Consider the following 18,174-nt stretch of genomic DNA (forward strand, 5'->3'; position numbering starts at 1 on the left):
CTCGGCGTTTGGGGTGGGGTAGCCCGCTGGTCTTCTTTATGTTGTTATGGCCGGTGTAACGACCTGATCTAATTGAGTTATTTTGTCAAATACCATTTGCTGTAAGCGTTGCATATGTCGTTCTCCTCTGAGCTTAGTCACTAAGCAATCGAAGGCGATCCTAGCCAGGGCGTCCTGAGTTTCATTGATGCCCATTTCCCGGTATTGTTTCAGTTCTTCCTGAATCAGCTTGGCGGCTTCGCGCACGATAGCTTCCGACTCCGGCTCTACAAACAGCTTGTAGGTTCGGTCGGCTATTTTTACGCGAACTGGCAATTCTTCCATCGCTGCGGTCGGCTCAGGCGGGGCCAAAACCCCGGAGCTAATTTGGGTTTATGACAAACTACTCAAATGAGCAATACACCGATCTAATTCCCGGATATACTCGTCGAGCTGCTTTTTTAACGCGGCATTCGTATCTGTTCCAGACAGATTGTTTTGTACAAGTTTACCAAAATCTTTTGACTTTGGCGTCTTTTTTTCAGAATTAACTTGTTTTTTCTGTAACTCTTTAACGAGCGATTGTTGCTCCTTAAGGCGCTCGTTCAGCGTTATATTTTCCTGCTCCAGTCGCTTAATTTCCTGCTTGCCATTATCCAGTAAACCCTTCAGCAACTGAACCTTATGAGTCAGTTGTTCAACGAGGGCGATGATCTGATGCTCACTGGCCACGGTCATTGCAGGGGTTAGGCGTGAAGGAAGCGACTACGTTGCTTTTATTTCCGGATAACGGCACCCAGATCCCGCTCAAAAGCGGTTATAAGCCGTTGCATCGTTTTATCAATGGCGCCGTCAGTTAAGGTCTGGGTAGCGTCCTGTAGAATAAAACTAACGGAGTACGATTTCTTGTCAGCCCCCAGGTTAGCCCCCTCGTAGGTGTCGAACACGTTGAGCGACCGCAGCAACTTCCGCTCGGTCTGACTCGCCAGTCGGCTGATCTGCTCGAACGTAACGGCCTTGTCGATCACCAGCGAGAGGTCGCGCCGAACTTCCGGAAACCGGGATACCTCCTCGTAGCGGGTCTTGCTGCCCGCCAGCTTCAGCAGGGCGCTCCAGTCAAAGTCGGCGTAGAAAACCGGCTGCTTCAGGTCGACCAGCTTCGTAAGTTTAGGCTGTACCAATCCCAGACTAACCAGCGGCTTTTTATTGACCAGGTAAGTTAGCCCGTACTGAAACAAGGTCGGGTCGGCCGGCTGGGTATCGACCGATTTGACCCGGAACAGGTTAAGAACCCGCTGTACAGCCGTTGCCAGATCGTGGTACTCGACGGGCTGGTTCTTCTGGCGCCAGCTCTCGGCCTGCTGGTTACCGACCAGCGCCAGGCTCAGCCGCATCCGTTCAACGTATTTCACGCTGCCGTCGTCGGCGGTGGCTTTGTGATAGACCTTGCCAAACTCGAATGTTTTCAGATCGCGTTGCCGACGGTTGATGTTGTAGACGAGCGTTTCGAGGGCCGAGAACAACAGCGTTTGCCGCATCACCGACAGATCATCGCTCAGGGGGTTGAGCAGGGTTACGTCAGCGCCGGGTAGTGTCTGGCGGATGGCGTCATGGTAAGCGGGCCGGGTGAGCGACAGGGTCAGTATCTCATAAAAACCGTTGGCCGCCAGGAGCTGCCCAATCCGGTTCTGCCACTGGTCGGGGTCGGTTTTAGGAAACTCCGAAAGCGAGTCGGCGGCCAGCACCGGCGACAGCGGTACGTTATCCAGGCCGTAAATGCGCAGGATCTCTTCGATAACATCGGCTTCGCGGGTGACGTCGACGCGATAGGGTGGCACAACCGCTACGAAGCTCTCGCTGGTCTGCTCATCGGCCGTGATGTCGAGCGCGTTCAGAATCCGGTGAATCTCTGTGTGGTCGATGCGGATACCGATGAGCCGGTCAATGTTCCGGTACCGAACCAGCACCCGGAAGGGGTCGATCGGCGACGGATACAGATCGGTAATGGCTGACGTGACCCGGGCGTCCGGACCGGCTACTTCCTGAATCAGCAGCGCGGCCCGCTGCAGCGCGAATACCGGCATGTTGGGGTCGGTACCCCGCTCAAACCGAAACGAAGCATCCGTTTTCAGCCCGTGGTACTGGGCCGTTTTGCGCACCGACGTAGGGGAGAAATACGCCGATTCGAGGAAGATACGGGTAGTCTGACTGGTGACACCCGACTGCTGACCGCCAAATACACCCGCAATGCACATAGGTTTCTCGGCATCACAGATCATCAGATCGGTGGCCGACAGCTTACGCTCAACCCCGTCGAGGGTAACGAAGGATGTGCCTTCGGGTAACGTTTTGACCACAACCTGGTTGCCTGCAATCTGGTCGGCATCGAAGGCATGCAGGGGCTGGCCAAGGTCGTGGCAGACGAAATTGGTGATGTCGACAATGTTGTTGATCGGCTTCAGGCCGATAGCAATTAGCCGCTGCTTCAACCACTGGGGCGACTCCTGAACGGTAAGACCGCTTATTGTCAGTCCCGTATAGCGCGGGCAGGCCTCGGTATCCTCTACCCGTACGTCGAGGGTGAAGTCGGTGCTATGCACTGTAAAGGCATCGACAGACGGCAGGCGAAGCGGCCGGTTGAGGGCCGCTTTCAGGTCGCGCGCTACGCCAAAATGGGAGGCTGCATCGATCCGGTTGGGCGTCAGGCCGATGGCAATCTGGTAGTCGGCTTCGAGGTTAAAATACCGGGCCGCTGGCGTACCGTTCGGCAAATCGGTGTCGAGCACCATAATGCCGGCATGCGACTGACCCAGCCCGATCTCATCCTCAGCGCAGATCATGCCTTCGGAGACGGCTCCCCGAATTTTGGCCTTCTTGATCTGAAAGGGTTCTGCCGGGCTACCGTCTGCCGAGCGGGGGTACAGAGTGGTTCCCACCAGAGCTACCACCACTTTCTGACCCGCGGCTACGTTGGGCGCTCCGCATACGATAGGTAACGGCTCGGCCGCGCCCACATCGACTGTTGTGAGGTTGAGCTTATCGGCGTCGGGGTGTTTGGTACAGGTCAGTACCTGGCCAATGACTACCCCGGTAAGGCCACCCGGTATGGCATTGATAGTCTCAATGCCCTCTACTTCTAAACCCGTAGCCGTCAGTCGTTTGCCAACTTCTTCGGGCGATTCGGGCAAGTCAATGTACGCTTGCAGCCATTTATAGGAAACTTCCATGGAGGGACAAATTCAGGCTAAAAATGGTGCAAAGATAACTGCCTGTACGCAGTGGGCAGTAGGCAGTTGGCAAAAAAAGCAGAAGAGTATGGCGGGCTTAGTCGTGTTCCTGATACCGCTCTCCGGCCTTTACGGCCACGGATAGGGTATTCTCGGCGGGCGGAATAGGGCAGGCGTAACTAGGGTTATAGGCGCAGTATGGGTTATAAGCCGTATTGAAGTCGATTACGGTCTGGGTGCCGGTCAGGGCGTCGGCTTCAAGATCGAGATAGCGCCCACCGCCGTAGGTTTCCTTACTGGAGGTGGCATCGCGGAACAGGATTGAATACGTACCATCGGTGGCCTGAACGATCAGCAGTCGGCAGGCTTCGTCCTGTAGGCTGAAGACCGCATGGGCGTACTTGCTGTAGACTTCCTCGCTGCCATCACTCATCCGTACGATAATTTTTTGGGTTTTATCGGCAAATGGTTCGAGCCGGGCCTGCACGCGATACGCCGGGTCGGGCGGAAAATATAACAATCCCGTAAACTTTGTTTTGTCCGAAATAGGCGACTCCGCGTTGGTACGCATGTATTCGTTTTTCTTGGTTCTGTCGGATTCTACTTCCTTTTTGTACAAAACCGGATCAACTGTGGCCGATGAATAAGACGAGTTTACGCCCGTGCCGTTGTCTGACAAAGCCAGATAGAGTAGTATTGCTCCCAAAAAGCAAAGTCCTATCCACAGCAACTGAGTAGTTTTCATAAACTAAAAATTTGATAATTTAAGATGTTTGTCTGTTACTATTAAGAAATGGATACCACAGTCCCTGCTGACTTCTTATTGACTTATCATGGTTTTAATCCGTTTTTAATATATTTAACCTTTGAAAGTCAGCATAACCTTCTGGTCCTGATGAAACGTATCATGGCCCAATAAACTAAAACATTACAAAATGCCCCAATTGTACGAACTCAAAACCTTTGCATCTGACAAAGGTAATCTAACCGTTTTTGAGGGAATTATACCTGGTACCATAGAACGGGTCTTTTACATTTATCAGGCTGGTCAACACGCCCGGGCCGGACACCGGCATCATCTGGCCTGGAATGCCCTGATCTGTGTGAGTGGCAGTTGCCGGATCTATACCAACAACGGTCAGGAGGAACAGTACTTTACATTGAATGACCCCCGGCAGTGTCTGGTGCTGCATCCGGAAGACTGGCACACCATGGACGAGTTCACCGACAATGCCATCCTGCTGGTGGTCTCTAACCAACGGTACGATAAAGATGACTATATATACGAACCGTATGCCGACAATCTGAACGTTACGCAGTCGGTGCTGGCTGAGTCGGAATGATCCCGTTTCTGGATTTAGAACGCATCAACAAACCCTATCAACCAGCCCTGCGCGAAGCTACTGAACGAGTTTTGTTGTCGGGCTGGTACATTCTGGGACGCGAAGTAGGCCGGTTCGAGCAGGCCTTTGCCGCTTACTGCGGTACCCGGCATTGTATAGGAGTTGGTAATGGACTGGATGCACTTACGCTGGTACTGAAAGCCTGGGATTTCCCGCCGGGTAGTGAGGTCATCGTACCGGCCAACGCCTACATCGCATCGGTGCTGAGCGTGACGCTGGCCGGGCTGGTGCCGGTTTGGGCTGAACCCGATCCGGCTACCTGCCTCCTCGATCCGGCGGCTGTAAAGCCGTTGATAACCCCCCAAACCCGGGCTATTCTCCCCGTTCATCTGTATGGTCGGTGCTGCAACATGTCGGCCCTCAGAACACTGGCGGCTCAGTATGGACTGAAGGTACTGGAAGATGCTGCCCAGGCCCACGGGGCGCTCGACAGGGGCCAACGAGCGGGCAATCTGGGCGATGCGGCTGGCTGGAGTTTCTACCCGAGCAAGAACCTGGGCGCTTTGGGCGATGCCGGCGCAATAACCACCAATGACGATGAACTGGCCGACCGGCTGCGGGCGCTGCGGAACTACGGCTCGGCGAAGAAGTATGTCAACGATATGATCGGCCACAACAGTCGGCTCGACGAGTTGCAGGCGGCCGTGTTATCAGCCAAACTCCCGGGACTCGACGCCGATAATGACTGTCGCCGGGCGCTGGCGCGGCTGTATCTGGCTGGCATCACCAACCCGGCCGTAACGCTGCCCCCGGCCGACCAGATCGATCAGGACGTGTGGCATCTGTTCGTGATCAGGCACCCCCGTCGTGATGACCTGCGGGCGTATCTGAACGCGCACGGCATAGGAACCGACGTCCATTATCCGATCCCACCGCATCAGCAGGGGGCGTATGCGTCGGAGTCGCATCGGTCGCTGCCGATCTCCGAGCGGTTGCATCGGGAGGTGATAAGCCTGCCTCTCAACCCGGCCATGACCGAAGCCGACGTTTCCTATATTGTCGACGTTATTAACAAACAGCAAGGGTAACAGGAACCCGTTTCCCTTGTACTTACTGGCTTATGCATCTTTCCGTGGTTATTCCGGTCTACAACAGCGAGCGAACCATTGGACCGCTGATTGCCCGTCTGCACGACTGTCTGGCCGCCTGGCCCTACGAAGTAGTACTGGTCAACGACGGTAGTGTGGATCGGTCCGAAGCGGTTTGTCAGCAACTGGCCGAAGCCCATCCTCAGGTACAGTTTATTTCGCTGCGTCGAAACTTTGGGGAGTTCAACGCCGTGCTTTGTGGGCTCAACCATGCCCGGGGACAGTACATAGTTATCATCGACGATGATTTTCAGAATCCGCCCGAAACGATCCTGACCCTGCTGGAGACGGCCGAAGCCGGTCAGTACGATGTGGTGTATAGCCGGTATGATCAGAAAAAACACCACTGGTTCCGAAACTGGGGAAGCTGGCTGGTGAACACACTGACTACCTACTCGCTCGGTAAACCCCGGGATCTGTACCTGTCGAGCTTTAAGCTGATTCGGCGCGAAGTGGTCGATGAAATTATTCGGTACCGTGGCCCGTATCCGTACATCGATGGGCTGATATTCCGGGTAACCCGACATGTAGGCAGCGTGGTTGTGCCGCACAATGCCCGCGCAGAGGGGCGCTCCAACTACACGGTTCGCAAGCTGATCGGGTTGTTTCTGAACGTGTTCATCGGCTATTCACTCTGGCCCATCCGGGGATTTACGATGCTGGGGGCTGCGCTGTTCGGACTGGGGCTGCTGATCGGGGCTGGGAGCGGGCTGGGCTGGGCGCTGGGATTGCTGCAGCTGCAGGGCTGGGGCGTAGTGGGCTGGGCGATGGGTACCGGTCTGGGCCTGCTTCTCTTATGCCTGGGCGTACTGGGCGAATACGTTGGTAAGTTATTCATGGCTTACAGTGGCCTGCCGCCCTATGTCGAGAAAAAAGCGCAGACAGATGACGCGCCCGCGTCGCGCTCATCCCTGCTGGCGCTGTTGCCTTTTCTCTTTTTCCACTGTCTGCTTTACCTATGATTGGTCGCTCAGAAGAGTATGAAAAGATGTTCCGGATCGAGCAGCAGTTGTGGTGGTACCGCATTCTGCACGAATCCGTTGGCCGTACCCTGCGTCAGCAGTTCGGTAGCCGCCGGGACATGGTTATTTTGGATGCTGGCTGCGGCACGGGCGGTATGCTCGATTTCCTGCGTCGGCAGGGGTATACCGACTTGCGGGGGGTCGACGGCTCGGCCGATGCGGTGGCGTTTTGCCACGAGCGCGGGCTAAACGCATCCTTGCTCGATCTGAACGATTTGGCGGGCTACGCGCCCGATCAGACTTATGATGCTATCGTTTGTAACGATGTATTCTGTTACTTCGACGATCCGGCGCTGGTTCGGCTGCTTACCGAGTTGCGTCGTCGGTTGCGGCCGGGTGGGGTGCTGATCAGCAATAATAATGCGTTCGACGTGTTTCGGGGGCAGCACGACCTGGCCGTGGGCAGCACACGCCGGTTTGTTCGGGCCGATCTGGAGCGGTTATTCCCGATGGCCGGCCTGCGACTCCGGTATACAACCTACTGGAGCCTGCTGCTATCGCCCCTGATCCTGCTGGTCAGACAATGGCAGCGGCTACAGCTCCGACTGGGGTGGCGCAGCCCGGACGAACCCACCTCCGACGTGTATCTGCCCGGTAACCTGGTTAACGAGACGCTCTATCGGGTTGCCCATACCGAACAAAAACTGATTAGCCGAACCCCCTTTGGCAGTTCGCTGTTTTCAGTGAGCGATCCTACATAAGAATCATGTTCACTGGAATTGTTGAAACGACGGGCCTTGTCGCCGAACGTGTCTTCGAAGGCACCAATATTACCTTTCACATCGAGTCATCACTGGCTTCCGAACTGACGATCGATCAGAGCGTTAGCCATAATGGCGTATGCCTGACGGTCACGAGCGTGGCCGACGGCCGATACAGCGTTACGGCGGTCGATGAAACGCTGCGCAAATCAAATCTGGGGGGGCTGGACGTGGGCAACCGCGTTAATCTGGAGCGGTGTATGCCCGCCAATGGCCGGTTCGACGGTCATATCGTACAGGGCCATGTCGATCAGACCGGCATTTGCACCAGCGTGCAGGACCTGAGCGGCAGCTGGCTGTATGATTTTCAGTACGATCCCGGCGTGGCCGACAACGTAACGGTCGAAAAAGGATCGATATGTATCAACGGAGTCAGTTTAACCGTTTTCAATTCGGAAGCCGACCGATTTCGGGTAACCATCATCCCATACACCTACGAGCACACTACGTTCCGGGATCTGAAACCCGGTGATGTGGTTAATCTGGAGTTCGATATTGTGGGGAAGTACATTAAAAAAATGCTGACCGGTTACCGGCAGCCGGTCTGAGATTCTGTTACTTTTGCAGGCAGGCCTGTAGCCGTATACCTCACCCGCTGACGCCCTACTTTTACAAATGACAAAAATCAGCACCCGATCAGTAACCGACCTGCTGGTTCACGTTGGCATCATTCTGGCCCTGTTTGCTGCGCTTTTTCTGGGGTTCTTCTTTATTTATCTGCCCTTCACGACCAACCATGGTCAGACCATAACCGTACCCGACGTTACGCGGCTGAGTCTCGATGAAATGCAGAATATCCTGAACGACCGCGACCTGCGCTACGAAGTTAGTGACTGTACCTTCGTGGCCGGAGCCCAGCCGCTGACCGTTATCCAGCAGTATCCGCGCGCCAACGCTAAAGTAAAGGAAGGCCGAAAGATCTACGTCACCATCACCAAACGGGTAGCGCCAATGGTACCCATGCCGAAACTGGTCGATATGATTGACCGGAGTGCGGTACTGATGCTGAAATCGATGGGTCTTGAAGAAGGGGAGAAAACGTACCGGCCCGATGTGGCAAAAAATGCGGTACTGCGGCAGCTCTATAACGGCAAGGAAATAGTACCCGGAACGCCCGTACCGAAAGGCGCGCGCATCGATCTGGAAATTGGCGATGGGCTGGGCAATACGATGTTCGCCATTCCCGACGTTGTAGGATTACCTCTCGACGAAGCCGAAGCGGCTATTGTTGGGTCAAACCTTAAAGTTGGCACGAAAATTTCCGTTGACGATCCCGAGAAGGAAGTTGGCACGGTAGTTCGGCAGCGACCCGAAGCCCGGTCGGGCGAACGAATCCGCGTTGGCGAAACAATGGACCTCTGGATTGTGGGGCCAATTGAGCCGGATCAATAAACCGTGTCCGGTATAGAGACTACATGGGAATTGCTTTACCAGATCAGCCAAACTACGCGCCCGGCCGACGTTTACGGTGTATCGTTCTGCTGATAATCAGTAGCCTGATGGTCACGGTCACCTGGGCGCAGACCCCGCTGTCGCTGCCCTTTTTCGACGACTTTTCAACCAGCTCGGCCCAGGCTGGTCGTGACCGGCCCGCCCCCGCCCGATGGGAACCCGGGAGCGGGGTTTATATCAATAATACTATGGCAATAAACCACCCTACGGTAGGGGTGGCTACGTTCGATGGACTGCGGGCAAACAATCAGCAGTACGTACAGAACAACCAGCTGGCGCAGGGCTACACAGATACCCTGCAGTCGCGGCCCGTGACGCTGGCGGGTCTGTCGGCGGCCGACTCGGTTTACCTGAGTTTTTACTGGCAGATTCGGGGACTGGGCGAGTCGCCCGATCCCGGTGATTCGCTGACGCTTCAGTTTCTGGACCGGACCGGTGCCTGGCAAACCGTCTGGCGGGTCGAGGGCGGAGCGCCCAACAATAACTTTCCGCAGGTGTTTGTCCCCGTTCGCGATACCCGTTACTTCCACGCGGGCTTTGCGTTTCGGTTCCGGTCCTACGGTCGGGCATCGGGGCCTTTCGATACCTGGAACGTTGATTATGTGTACCTGAACCGGGGCCGCACCCGCGCCGATCGGTTCGTGAAAGACGTGGCGATGCGGCAGGCGATCAGCCCGCTACTGCGTCGGTACACGGCTATGCCGCTGGCGCAGTATGCCGTGAATCCAGCCGGCGAAGTGGCCGACTCGGTCACGACCGATATCAACAATCTGTTCAATACGTTTAATTTTACTACCCTCCGCTTCAGCATTCGCGACGAGCTGACGGGGCAGGTGCTGCAGAACGACCCCTCAACCGCTTCTGAATTGATTCAGGCGCTGAGTTCGCAGCGGAAGCGCGCTGTTCCCAGACTTGCTGGCGGATTTGGATCGGCTACACGGGCTTCCCTGCGTTATACCTTCGATCTGCTCACGACCGATGACCAGAACCCGTCTATACCGGGGGTTAACCTGCGACGGAACGATACCCTATCGGCCGTGGCTACGCTCGACGATTATTATGCCTACGATGACGGAAGTTGGGAGTTTGCCCGGCAGATCGGCCCCCGCGAGCAGGTAGCCGTTCGGTTTATCCTGAACAAACCCGATGTGATTGCCGGTGTCCGGATGTGCCTGGTGCCGATCCGGATTAACCAGAGCGGTCAGCCTTTTACCATCAATATCTACAACAACCGTAATGGCCTTCCCGGCCAGGTAATCTACCGCAAGTCGTTTGCGACCCAGTATCCCACAACCCGCAACGGATTCGTCACGTTTCCGTTCGATCGGGGTATATCGGTCACTGATACCTTTTATGTTGGTTATCAGCAAATTACGGCCAGTGATACCACCCAGCTCCGGATAGGGTTTGATAAAGGCAGTCTGTTCGGGAGTCAGATCTTTTACAACGGCGGAACCAGCTGGGCCCAGAATCAGCAATCGTCGGCACTCGATGTACAGGGCGCCTTTATGATCCGGCCCGTTATGGGCGGTCGACCCGATACGGTGGTAACGGCCCTGCCCGAGCCCATACCAGCTTCATCGCTGAGCGTATATCCCAACCCCACCACGGGCCTGATTCGCTGGGATCATACGCAGCTCAGGCGGCTCGAGATACTGAACCCGAGCGGTCGTTTGCTGGTTGTTGTTGAACCTAGCCGCGGTCAGCAAACGCTGGATATCGGCCACCTGACTGCCGGACTATACCTGATTCGCTTGTCGGACGGGCAGCGAACCGTAGTGCAGAAGCTGATTGTGCAACAGTAAGACCACTAACCAGTATACCCATGGATATTACAGTACAGGAGCTGAAAGAACGGCTCGACAAAGGCGAAAAGCTGAATCTGTTCGATGTTCGGGAGCCGAACGAATACGAAGCCGATAATATTGGCGCTACCCTGATTCCGTTGGGTGAGTTGCCCTACCGGATCGATGAACTCGACGGTTTGCAGGATGAAGAAGTGATTGTCCACTGCCGGTCTGGCGCGCGGAGTGCGCGAGCGCAGCAGTACCTAGAAGAAAACGGCTTTACCAACGTCCGCAACGTGACCGGAGGGATGCTCGCTTACCGGGCCCAGTAAAGAGCCGGTTATTGGAGTTCGTTGAGCCTGTCAAGAATAATAGCCAGCGCGTCGGTTGGTGACTCGCTGGCTACGGAAACCTGCTGGTAGTTCCCCTGGTTCCTGAACCAGGTGAGTTGCCGCTTGGCGTACCGCCGGGAGTTGCGTTTCAGCAGGCGCACCATCTCATCGTAATCGTAGGTGCCATCCAGATACGGGAAAACCTCTTGGTACCCAACGGTATGCAGGGCGGGCAGATCGCGATAGGGCAGCAGCGACTGCACCTCGTCGAGCAGGCCGTTAGCGAGCATAGCATCCATGCGATCGTCGATCCGGGCATACAATTCATCGCGCGGACGGTCGAGTGCAACCAGAACCGTACGAAACGGGCGATCGGCTACCTGCTGACGCCGAAACGACGAATACGGTTGCCCGGTTGCCAGGCATACCTCCAGCGCCCGCGTTACCCGTACCGGATTTTGCAGGTCGGCCGTTTGGGCATACAGCGGGTCGAGGTCCCGGAGTTGGGTCTGCAGCGCGGCCAGTCCTTCGGTTTGCAGGCGGGTGAACAACTGTTGCCTCAGGGCCGGATCGACCGTAGGCATATCGTCAAGCCCGAAGCAGACGGCGTTGATGTACAGACCCGTTCCGCCCGTTAAAATAACCACGTCCTTTTTCTGAAAAAGAGTAGCCAGCACAGCCAGGCATTCGCGTTCGTAACGACCCGCGTTGACAGGATCGGTAACGGAGTGAGAGCTGATGAAGTGATGAGGAACATCCTGCTGTTCGGCCGACGTTGGTTTGGCCGTGCCGATGCTTAGTTCCCGATACAGCTGCCGCGAGTCGGCAGACACCACATCGGTAGCGAGCGCTTTGGCCAGCTGTACGCAAAGAGCCGTTTTACCAACCGCGGTGGGGCCTGCAATGACAAGTACTGTTTTTTGGGTAGCCATCTGACTGGCAAAAATACACCGCTGTGCCACGCTATGGCCATCGAGCCCGAATCTCATAAAAAAAATGATGCAGATGGATGTATGTAATTATAAAATTACTAATTTTATAGAGTTTGTAGAGTATTGATAAACAGCACTGGTTGACCAGAATACATCAGACGTATAGATAGGAGCGAGTAGGGCATTCCGAACGCTGTAGGTAGCAGAAATAAAAAATACGTTCGTAATCATTGTGTTATCTCGCCGAATAAAAAGCTTAAAAATCTTAACCTATAGAGTGTTTGTGTAATTCTTCTCAAACAAATATATATCTTTGCTCATATGGACGCAATTCCCTTTTAATCAGTACGTTACGAACTATTAGGTTAGTACAAGCAGTCATTATGGACGACCAAAACCTCAAGCAGACTTTAACTCCCTCTACTCAATCAGCTTTAAAGAAAACACTGGATATCATTTGTGGGAAATGGCGACTCTTCATCATTTTCAACTAGGCACGGAGACTCGGCGATACGGCGAACTCCGGCGAATGATTCCTGACATTAGTGAAAAAGTTTTAATTCAGGAACTGAAAGCATTGATTGAACTTGGTGTTTTAGAGAAGAAATCATTTAATGAAGTACCACCTCGCGTTGAGTACAACCTGACCGCCAGAGGGTTGAAAGTGCTTCCCACCCTTTATCAGTTAACCAGCGTAGGCGAGGTGTTCCTGGAGCCGTAGGCAATCAACTAAATTGTGCTTCGATTCGTTATTGCTAGGAAACTACAAGCGAACGAAGTTGATGAGCGGTAAACTATGGGGACTTATTGGCGGTATTGTTAGCATGGCCTGTTGGGCTCTGCTGTCAGCTTCCGGTAAGTCTTCGCTCGCTTTGGGAACGGGCCGGCCACCACTTCAGCCCGAACCAAGAAATTCGTTCAGCCAGTCACTTCGATTCAACGTGTACACGTTCACGGTCGATGCACCCGATAGTGGGGCTGTACGCGAGGTTGCTATCAAGGCATTCCGCGGGCAGTTATTGCTGACAAACTTTCGGATACGCATAGACGGCGCCATTACGGGGGCCGAGGTAGCTGACCTGGACAATAATCGCTTTCCTGAACTGTATATTTATAGCAGTAGTAACGGGAGCGGCTCGTTTGGCCGGGTGTATGGCTGGCAGTTCTTACCCGAGCGTAAAGCAGACGTGACACTCGTAAACTGGCGTCTGCCCGTAGCCGATGGGTATATGGGTCACGACAGTTTATGGATTGAGCGGGGCATACTATGCCGTAAATACCCGGTTTATCAGTTTGGCGACGCCAACGCTGAGCCAACCGGGGGTATTCGTATGCTCCGGTACCGGCTTCGTCCCGTTGGGCAGGGCTTTGCCCTTGTCGAAGAGCGTCAGTAAGTCAGGCCTGTCCACACCGCGTGGGCAGGCCTGATTTGGTTAGAATAGCCGCAAACCCAGGCTCAGCGTTGCTATACCCAGGTATCCTTTGATATTCTTGTCTTTATACACACCGCCAACTGGCAGGGCATAGCGCGCGTCCAGGTCGAGCCGATTGAGAAACGTATATCCTACGCCGACCTCTGCCGCATAGGTAAACGATTTCACCTCCAGCGCGCGCTCCGACGGGTTTTGCGGATTCGGATTCTTCAGGTCAGAAGTTGTTTCCGGAGCGTTGAACGTCAAGCCCGCTATAGTGGCAGTTGTGTTGCGCTTGGCTTCGGCTTTGCGGGTAAACAACAGGTTGGGGCCTACAAACGCCCGTACTTTTCCGTCGCTCCATCGTTTCCCAAACAGGATCGGTATGTTGAACGACTCCAGCGTCGACGTGGAGGTTATGTTGACCGTAGCGGGGGTCTGAGCCGGTACCGCCGGCGGCAGTGAAAGCCCCGATAAGACAGCGGCCAGCCCGGCCGGAATTGTCAGGTTTGCTTTCTGCTTCAGTATAAACTGGTTGTAGTCGACCTCAACCTGAACGTAAAACCGGTCAAAATTCTGACGACCCCAAATCCCGAACGAATAACCGGTACCAATTCCGTTGCTTTTGTTGTCGAGCTGCGGGATAGCTACGTTGGCCGACAGGGGAATGGAAGGTATGGTCGTGTACCCATGCGTAAAGGTGGGGCCACCTTTTATCCCGCCTTCCAGTTTTTGCTGGCCCATAGCCAGGGTTGAGCCGATTAATAAAACCAGGGCAGTTAATTGAACTTGCTTCATTGTGCGTTTACAAAAATGGGTGCTCTAATAGATGATAATATATTGGGTATAAAACGATGATAAAACCCGATTATGCGCCTGAAGTTTGCCTATAAGGTATAAATACTAGTATTATTTCGGGGGTACAAACTGAAACAAACATAAAACCAGCGGGTTGTTTGAATGATAAAGGTTCACTTACTTGCCAGCCGTTAAGTGTACATGTTTCATTCAAACAACTATTAACTCATGGGTCTCTTATCATTTTTCAAGGGGGTTGGGGAAAAGATTTTTAACAAGGAGCAGGTAGCTGCCCCGGCCGATCCGGCACAGGCCGAAAAGGTTGAGCCACTACGGGCGCAGGCCCTGCTCGACCATGTCAAACAGCTGGGACTGGCTTATAACGCCCTTACCGTGAAGACCAAAGGCGATACGGTTATCCTGAGCGGTTCGGTGAAGTCGCAGGAGGACGCGGAGAAAATTGCGCTGGCCGTCGGTAACGTAGAAGGCGTATCGGCCGTTGACAACCAGCTGGACGTTGTCGAGCCAACACCGGCCGGTAAGTTCTACACGGTAAAATCGGGCGACAGTCTGTCTAAAATCGCTAAGGAAGTTTACGGCGATGCTACGAAATATGGAATCATCTTCGAGGCTAACAAGCCTATGCTGAAAGATCCTGACCTGATCTATCCGGACCAGGTGCTGCGGATTCCGCAACTGTAGGCCTGATAGAGGCAAAAGTCCAACGTTTCGGTGGGCGTGTAGGGTTGGTCGGCTGGCTGTGACCGTACACGCCTGCCGAAACGTTGTCATAAACATTACCCCCAACGGGCCGGTTTAACCGTTGTCAACCAACGTTATGAAACATGGCCGTCCATTTATTAGCGCTTCTCAGGGAGCAGTTCACACCCGGTGTTATCGACCGGCTTGGTGCTGAGCTGAACGAGTCGCCAGCCACCATACACAAAGCCGTTAACGGCGCACTGCCCACCCTGCTGGGCGGACTGACCCGGCGGATACAGTCGACCGGCGGATCGTCGTCCATCCTTAGCTTTCTGGACAAGGGCGACTACGGCAACACACCATTCGACGTCAGTCAGGCACTTGACACCGAAGCCGAAACCCAGGCGGTTGCCGGGGCGGGAAACGGTTTTCTGCAACAGATCTTCGACGATAAATTAGGGCGTTCTTCGGAGTTGCTGAGTACCTATAGCGGGGCAAAACCCCAGTCGGTCAATACCGTGCTGGGGCTATCCGGCGCGGTACTCATGGGTGTTCTGGGACGGCAGGAGCAGGAAAATGGCCTCACGGCCCATAGCCTGCAAACCCTGTTGCTGGGCCAGGCCAGCGAGTTCAGGAAGGCCATGCCCGACGGCCTCGATGCGGTATCCAGCCTGCTCGGGTTCGACGAGTTACAGACCCCCGCCGGACCGCAGACCGAGGTTCAGGGAACCGACAACTTCAGCGGCACCATTGTCAACCCCAACATTCCGAAAAGTGCCGAAGGCGATCGCCGACGCGAAAACGTCCGGTGGCTGCGCTGGGCCATGGTCGCCATGGCTATTCTGGTCATTGCGCTCATTGTTCAGAAATTCAGTCAGAATCAGAACAGCGCCGACGGCATCAGTACCGATTCAACATCGCAGGTCGAGTCAGACCGGTCCGAGGATGCGTCGGCGGCTACGCGGCAGAGTATTCAGGATGCCAACGGGCAAACCACTGATTCAACGGCCCCGGGTGCGCTCGGTATCCGCGATTCGACAACAAACAAGTAATAATTACTCAACAACCGAAAAGCAATGACGAACAACCTGAATCAACTGACCCGGCGATTTTTGCTGGTGGGCCTGCTGGCCGGTGCCAGCCTGAGCCTCTGGAACTGCTCCGGCAGCAATAAGGAAAGCAGCGCAGAAACCATGACGACGGATACGGCTTCCGGTTCGGATAGCTCCGTATTTGGTCGGCAGGGCGATACGCTTAATTCATCGAACCCCGGCGTTTCGCAGCAGGCTCCTCCCGATAGTGCCAGCGCCGGTGGGGCCGTAGTGCCTGCCGAAGTGAAAGTAAAAGTGAAACAGTAAGCAGGCCGATCAGGTCGCTGAGTCGGCGGGTATTTAGTAACTTGCCCCCTGATTCGTTCGTCCGTATCGTCGTTGGAGAACGAATTGACCAACTCACCGACCTGACCGCCTGATTGTATGTTTGTTGACGCTATTGATCGCGTTGATCCGTTTACCCGCCCGTTGCACTCGATTGTGCGCCTGTATGGGCATGATGAAGTGATTCCGGGGACTGCCACCCTTTTTTTTGTGAACGAATACGGCTGCGCTGTTACCTGCAAGCACGTCGCCGAACTGGTTACCAAAACTGACGCTATCTACCGCAATTTTCTGAATTTTCAGGGTGAGCGACGGTCGGTACTCCGCGAACGGGATGCGGCCCAACGCATCAGCCAGCTTGAAGAAAAATTCAAGTTACAGCCCGACACCATTATTCGGGTGCGTAACAGCTTCGTGGGCTGCGTCGATCTGTTCTCCGAGGTGACCATCGAGATGCACCCGACGCAGGATCTGGCCCTGTTGCGTTTCAAGGGCTACAATCGGCTGCTTTATCAATCCCACGCTACTTTCCTGCGAGACACCAGCCGCGTAAAGCCTGGCCGCAGCTTATGCCGCCTGGGTTATCCGTTTCCTGAGTTCACCAATTACTGGTACAACGCTGCCAAAGACGACATCGAGTGGACGGCGGAGGGTAAAGTAACGTCGCCCCGCTTTCCGATCGATGGTATTATTACCCGCCTGCTAAGCGACAGTACGGGTATTGTAGGCATTGAAATGAGTACCCCTGGCCTGCGCGGGCAAAGCGGTGGGCCGCTTTTTGATACAAACGGGCTGATTTACGGAATGCAGTCGGCCACACGGCACCTGCACCTGGGTTTCGACATCGAAGACCGCGAAGTCATGGTTAATGGCCGCCGGAGCCGCGTTTCCAACTATCCCTTTCTGAACGTGGGTCAGTGTGTTCACGTCGACGTTATCAAAGCGTTTCTGCGCGAGCGGAACGTGCCGTTCTATGAGGCCTGATCGATATTTCTGATTATAAGCGCTGTGTATCTTTCTTTTGTCAACGTTACTCTTTCTGTCATGCGTGTACTGATTCTGTCGTTTCTGCTTTCCGTCCTGCTCCCGGCCAGCCTGTTGGGCCAGAAAATGGACCCCATCCGTGTAGCTACCTACAACATCCGATACGACACCCCTAAAGACGGCCCCAACGCCTGGCCCAATCGCAGAGAAAACGTGAAGGCTCTGATTCGTTACCATGAGTTCGACATTATGGGCACGCAGGAGGGGTTGCTGAATCAGCTGAACGACCTGAGCCAGATGCCCGGCTTTGCCCGCATCGGCAAAGGCCGTGACGATGGCAAAGAAGGCGGAGAACATTCGGCTATCTTTTACCGCAAAGACCGCTTTTCTGTACTGCAATCGGGCGATTTCTGGCTGAGTCAAACGCCGGATAAGCCATCGCTGGGCTGGGATGCTACCTGCTGCAACCGTATCTGCTCGTGGGCTAAACTCAGGGATCAGCGGAGCCGGAAAGAATTTTACGTGTTCAACGTCCACTTCGATCACCAGGGGGTTGAAGCCCGCCGGCAGTCGGGGAAGCTCCTGGTTCAGAAAATCGGCGAGATCGCCAAAAACGCCCCCGTCATCTGTACGGGTGATTTCAACTCGACTCCCGATACGGAGCAGATCCAGACCATGCAAACCCGGCTGAACGACGCCTACCGGGTAACGGCTACCCCGCCTTACGGGCCAGTCGGCACGTTCAATGCCTTTGCGTTCGACGCGCCCATGAAAGACCGGATCGATTATATCTTCGTCAGTAAAGACATCGATGTGCTCAGTTATGCCGTTCTGACTGACGCCAATCAACAGCGGTACCCGTCCGATCACCAGCCCGTTGTCATCAAGGCGGTTATCCGGTAAAGGTGCTGGCTGGCCC

The 18,174-nt window shown here is 54.7% G+C and carries 21 protein-coding genes; 15 read left to right on the forward strand and 6 right to left on the reverse strand.

The window, feature by feature from the left end:
* Positions 1-36 precede the first annotated feature (36 nt).
* From FBR45_RS11165 to FBR45_RS11180, 4 genes are all read right to left on the reverse strand, one after another.
* Positions 37-324, reverse strand: a complete 288-nt coding sequence (locus FBR45_RS11165; RefSeq protein WP_077921733.1) for a cell division protein ZapA — start codon at positions 322-324, stop codon at positions 37-39.
* A gap of 48 nt (positions 325-372) precedes the next feature.
* A complete protein-coding gene (locus FBR45_RS11170; protein WP_246082204.1) occupies positions 373-717 on the reverse strand; it encodes a hypothetical protein in 345 nt (114 codons plus the stop codon).
* A gap of 38 nt (positions 718-755) precedes the next feature.
* Positions 756-3,206, reverse strand: coding sequence for a phenylalanine--tRNA ligase subunit beta (pheT, locus tag FBR45_RS11175; RefSeq protein ID WP_138502302.1), 2,451 nt, complete (start codon positions 3,204-3,206; stop codon positions 756-758).
* Positions 3,207-3,303: 97 nt separating this feature from the next.
* Entirely contained in the window at positions 3,304-3,951 is a 648-nt protein-coding gene (locus FBR45_RS11180) for a DUF1684 domain-containing protein (protein ID WP_138502304.1), read from the reverse strand.
* A gap of 190 nt (positions 3,952-4,141) precedes the next feature.
* Between FBR45_RS11180 and FBR45_RS11185 the strand changes: the two genes are divergently transcribed.
* The 8 genes from FBR45_RS11185 to FBR45_RS11220 all read left to right on the forward strand — a co-directional run bounded on the left by FBR45_RS11185 (position 4,142) and on the right by FBR45_RS11220 (position 11,051).
* Positions 4,142-4,549 (forward strand): sugar 3,4-ketoisomerase, encoded by a 408-nt coding sequence (locus FBR45_RS11185; protein WP_138502306.1) that lies wholly within the window; start codon positions 4,142-4,144, stop codon positions 4,547-4,549.
* A complete protein-coding gene (locus tag FBR45_RS11190) occupies positions 4,546-5,637 on the forward strand; it encodes a DegT/DnrJ/EryC1/StrS family aminotransferase (RefSeq protein WP_138502308.1) in 1,092 nt (363 codons plus the stop codon). The genes FBR45_RS11185 and FBR45_RS11190 overlap by 4 nt, the downstream gene beginning before the upstream one ends.
* A gap of 32 nt (positions 5,638-5,669) precedes the next feature.
* Positions 5,670-6,659, forward strand: a complete 990-nt coding sequence (locus FBR45_RS11195; protein WP_138502310.1) for a glycosyltransferase family 2 protein — start codon at positions 5,670-5,672, stop codon at positions 6,657-6,659.
* The gene (locus FBR45_RS11200) at positions 6,656-7,420 is read left to right on the forward strand and encodes a class I SAM-dependent DNA methyltransferase (protein WP_138502312.1); all 765 of its coding nucleotides are present in this window, start codon (positions 6,656-6,658) and stop codon (positions 7,418-7,420) included. The genes FBR45_RS11195 and FBR45_RS11200 overlap by 4 nt, the downstream gene beginning before the upstream one ends.
* Positions 7,421-7,425: 5 nt before the next feature.
* On the forward strand, positions 7,426-8,028 hold the full coding sequence (locus tag FBR45_RS11205) for a riboflavin synthase (protein WP_138502314.1): 603 nt from the start codon (positions 7,426-7,428) through the stop codon (positions 8,026-8,028).
* Positions 8,029-8,095: 67 nt separating this feature from the next.
* Positions 8,096-8,872: a PASTA domain-containing protein gene (locus FBR45_RS11210; RefSeq protein WP_138502316.1), complete on the forward strand. Its 777-nt coding sequence runs from the start codon at positions 8,096-8,098 to the stop codon at positions 8,870-8,872.
* A 107-nt stretch (positions 8,873-8,979) separates the two neighbouring features.
* On the forward strand, positions 8,980-10,737 hold the full coding sequence (locus FBR45_RS11215) for a T9SS type A sorting domain-containing protein (RefSeq protein WP_246082205.1): 1,758 nt from the start codon (positions 8,980-8,982) through the stop codon (positions 10,735-10,737).
* 20 nt (positions 10,738-10,757) lie between these two features.
* On the forward strand, positions 10,758-11,051 hold the full coding sequence (locus tag FBR45_RS11220; protein ID WP_077921253.1) for a rhodanese-like domain-containing protein: 294 nt from the start codon (positions 10,758-10,760) through the stop codon (positions 11,049-11,051).
* 8 nt (positions 11,052-11,059) lie between these two features.
* Here the strand turns inward: FBR45_RS11220 and miaA are convergent, their stop codons facing one another.
* Positions 11,060-11,983, reverse strand: coding sequence for a tRNA (adenosine(37)-N6)-dimethylallyltransferase MiaA (miaA, locus tag FBR45_RS11225; RefSeq protein ID WP_138503075.1), 924 nt, complete (start codon positions 11,981-11,983; stop codon positions 11,060-11,062).
* A gap of 466 nt (positions 11,984-12,449) precedes the next feature.
* On the opposite strand from miaA, the gene FBR45_RS11230 reads away from it, so the two are divergent.
* Together FBR45_RS11230 and FBR45_RS11235 are read left to right on the forward strand one after the other, a co-directional pair.
* Entirely contained in the window at positions 12,450-12,704 is a 255-nt protein-coding gene (locus tag FBR45_RS11230) for a winged helix-turn-helix transcriptional regulator (RefSeq protein WP_317128613.1), read from the forward strand.
* 61 nt (positions 12,705-12,765) lie between these two features.
* Complete coding sequence (locus tag FBR45_RS11235) at positions 12,766-13,377, forward strand: hypothetical protein (protein ID WP_246082206.1); 612 nt, start codon at positions 12,766-12,768, stop codon at positions 13,375-13,377.
* Between the two features lie 39 nt (positions 13,378-13,416).
* On the opposite strand, the gene FBR45_RS11240 is transcribed toward FBR45_RS11235, so the two are convergent.
* The gene (locus FBR45_RS11240; protein WP_138502320.1) at positions 13,417-14,193 is read right to left on the reverse strand and encodes an outer membrane beta-barrel protein; all 777 of its coding nucleotides are present in this window, start codon (positions 14,191-14,193) and stop codon (positions 13,417-13,419) included.
* Between the two features lie 228 nt (positions 14,194-14,421).
* Here FBR45_RS11240 and lysM point away from each other — a divergent pair, with 228 nt between their 5' ends.
* The 5 genes from lysM (at position 14,422) to FBR45_RS11265 (ending at position 18,158) form a co-directional block, all read left to right on the forward strand.
* On the forward strand, positions 14,422-14,895 hold the full coding sequence (gene lysM / locus FBR45_RS11245) for a peptidoglycan-binding protein LysM (protein WP_138502322.1): 474 nt from the start codon (positions 14,422-14,424) through the stop codon (positions 14,893-14,895).
* A gap of 143 nt (positions 14,896-15,038) precedes the next feature.
* The gene (locus FBR45_RS11250) at positions 15,039-15,947 is read left to right on the forward strand and encodes a DUF937 domain-containing protein (RefSeq protein ID WP_138502324.1); all 909 of its coding nucleotides are present in this window, start codon (positions 15,039-15,041) and stop codon (positions 15,945-15,947) included.
* 24 nt (positions 15,948-15,971) lie between these two features.
* The gene (locus FBR45_RS11255) at positions 15,972-16,253 is read left to right on the forward strand and encodes a hypothetical protein (protein WP_138502326.1); all 282 of its coding nucleotides are present in this window, start codon (positions 15,972-15,974) and stop codon (positions 16,251-16,253) included.
* A 117-nt stretch (positions 16,254-16,370) separates the two neighbouring features.
* On the forward strand, positions 16,371-17,255 hold the full coding sequence (locus FBR45_RS11260; RefSeq protein ID WP_138502328.1) for a trypsin-like peptidase domain-containing protein: 885 nt from the start codon (positions 16,371-16,373) through the stop codon (positions 17,253-17,255).
* Positions 17,256-17,315: 60 nt separating this feature from the next.
* Entirely contained in the window at positions 17,316-18,158 is an 843-nt protein-coding gene (locus tag FBR45_RS11265; protein ID WP_138502330.1) for an endonuclease/exonuclease/phosphatase family protein, read from the forward strand.
* The last annotated feature ends 16 nt before the right edge of the window (positions 18,159-18,174 follow it).

Source organism: Spirosoma lacussanchae (assembly GCF_005870035.1).
Classification (GTDB): Bacteria; Bacteroidota; Bacteroidia; order Cytophagales; family Spirosomataceae; genus Spirosoma; species Spirosoma lacussanchae.

Excerpts from the sequence above, each read along its gene's own strand:
- FBR45_RS11165 (WP_077921733.1), bottom strand. The coding sequence starts at position 324 with ATGGAAGAATTGCCAGTTCGCGTAAAAATAGCCGACCGAACCTACAAG.
- FBR45_RS11170 (WP_246082204.1), bottom strand. The coding sequence starts at position 717 with ATGACCGTGGCCAGTGAGCATCAGATCATCGCCCTCGTTGAACAACTG.
- pheT (WP_138502302.1), bottom strand. The coding sequence starts at position 3,206 with ATGGAAGTTTCCTATAAATGGCTGCAAGCGTACATTGACTTGCCCGAA.
- FBR45_RS11180 (WP_138502304.1), bottom strand. The coding sequence starts at position 3,951 with ATGAAAACTACTCAGTTGCTGTGGATAGGACTTTGCTTTTTGGGAGCA.
- FBR45_RS11185 (WP_138502306.1), top strand. The coding sequence starts at position 4,142 with ATGCCCCAATTGTACGAACTCAAAACCTTTGCATCTGACAAAGGTAAT.
- FBR45_RS11190 (WP_138502308.1), top strand. The coding sequence starts at position 4,546 with ATGATCCCGTTTCTGGATTTAGAACGCATCAACAAACCCTATCAACCA.
- FBR45_RS11195 (WP_138502310.1), top strand. The coding sequence starts at position 5,670 with ATGCATCTTTCCGTGGTTATTCCGGTCTACAACAGCGAGCGAACCATT.
- FBR45_RS11200 (WP_138502312.1), top strand. The coding sequence starts at position 6,656 with ATGATTGGTCGCTCAGAAGAGTATGAAAAGATGTTCCGGATCGAGCAG.
- FBR45_RS11205 (WP_138502314.1), top strand. The coding sequence starts at position 7,426 with ATGTTCACTGGAATTGTTGAAACGACGGGCCTTGTCGCCGAACGTGTC.
- FBR45_RS11210 (WP_138502316.1), top strand. The coding sequence starts at position 8,096 with ATGACAAAAATCAGCACCCGATCAGTAACCGACCTGCTGGTTCACGTT.
- FBR45_RS11215 (WP_246082205.1), top strand. The coding sequence starts at position 8,980 with ATGGTCACGGTCACCTGGGCGCAGACCCCGCTGTCGCTGCCCTTTTTC.
- FBR45_RS11220 (WP_077921253.1), top strand. The coding sequence starts at position 10,758 with ATGGATATTACAGTACAGGAGCTGAAAGAACGGCTCGACAAAGGCGAA.
- miaA (WP_138503075.1), bottom strand. The coding sequence starts at position 11,983 with ATGGCTACCCAAAAAACAGTACTTGTCATTGCAGGCCCCACCGCGGTT.
- FBR45_RS11230 (WP_317128613.1), top strand. The coding sequence starts at position 12,450 with ATGGCGACTCTTCATCATTTTCAACTAGGCACGGAGACTCGGCGATAC.
- FBR45_RS11235 (WP_246082206.1), top strand. The coding sequence starts at position 12,766 with ATGAGCGGTAAACTATGGGGACTTATTGGCGGTATTGTTAGCATGGCC.
- FBR45_RS11240 (WP_138502320.1), bottom strand. The coding sequence starts at position 14,193 with ATGAAGCAAGTTCAATTAACTGCCCTGGTTTTATTAATCGGCTCAACC.
- lysM (WP_138502322.1), top strand. The coding sequence starts at position 14,422 with ATGGGTCTCTTATCATTTTTCAAGGGGGTTGGGGAAAAGATTTTTAAC.
- FBR45_RS11250 (WP_138502324.1), top strand. The coding sequence starts at position 15,039 with ATGGCCGTCCATTTATTAGCGCTTCTCAGGGAGCAGTTCACACCCGGT.
- FBR45_RS11255 (WP_138502326.1), top strand. The coding sequence starts at position 15,972 with ATGACGAACAACCTGAATCAACTGACCCGGCGATTTTTGCTGGTGGGC.
- FBR45_RS11260 (WP_138502328.1), top strand. The coding sequence starts at position 16,371 with ATGTTTGTTGACGCTATTGATCGCGTTGATCCGTTTACCCGCCCGTTG.
- FBR45_RS11265 (WP_138502330.1), top strand. The coding sequence starts at position 17,316 with ATGCGTGTACTGATTCTGTCGTTTCTGCTTTCCGTCCTGCTCCCGGCC.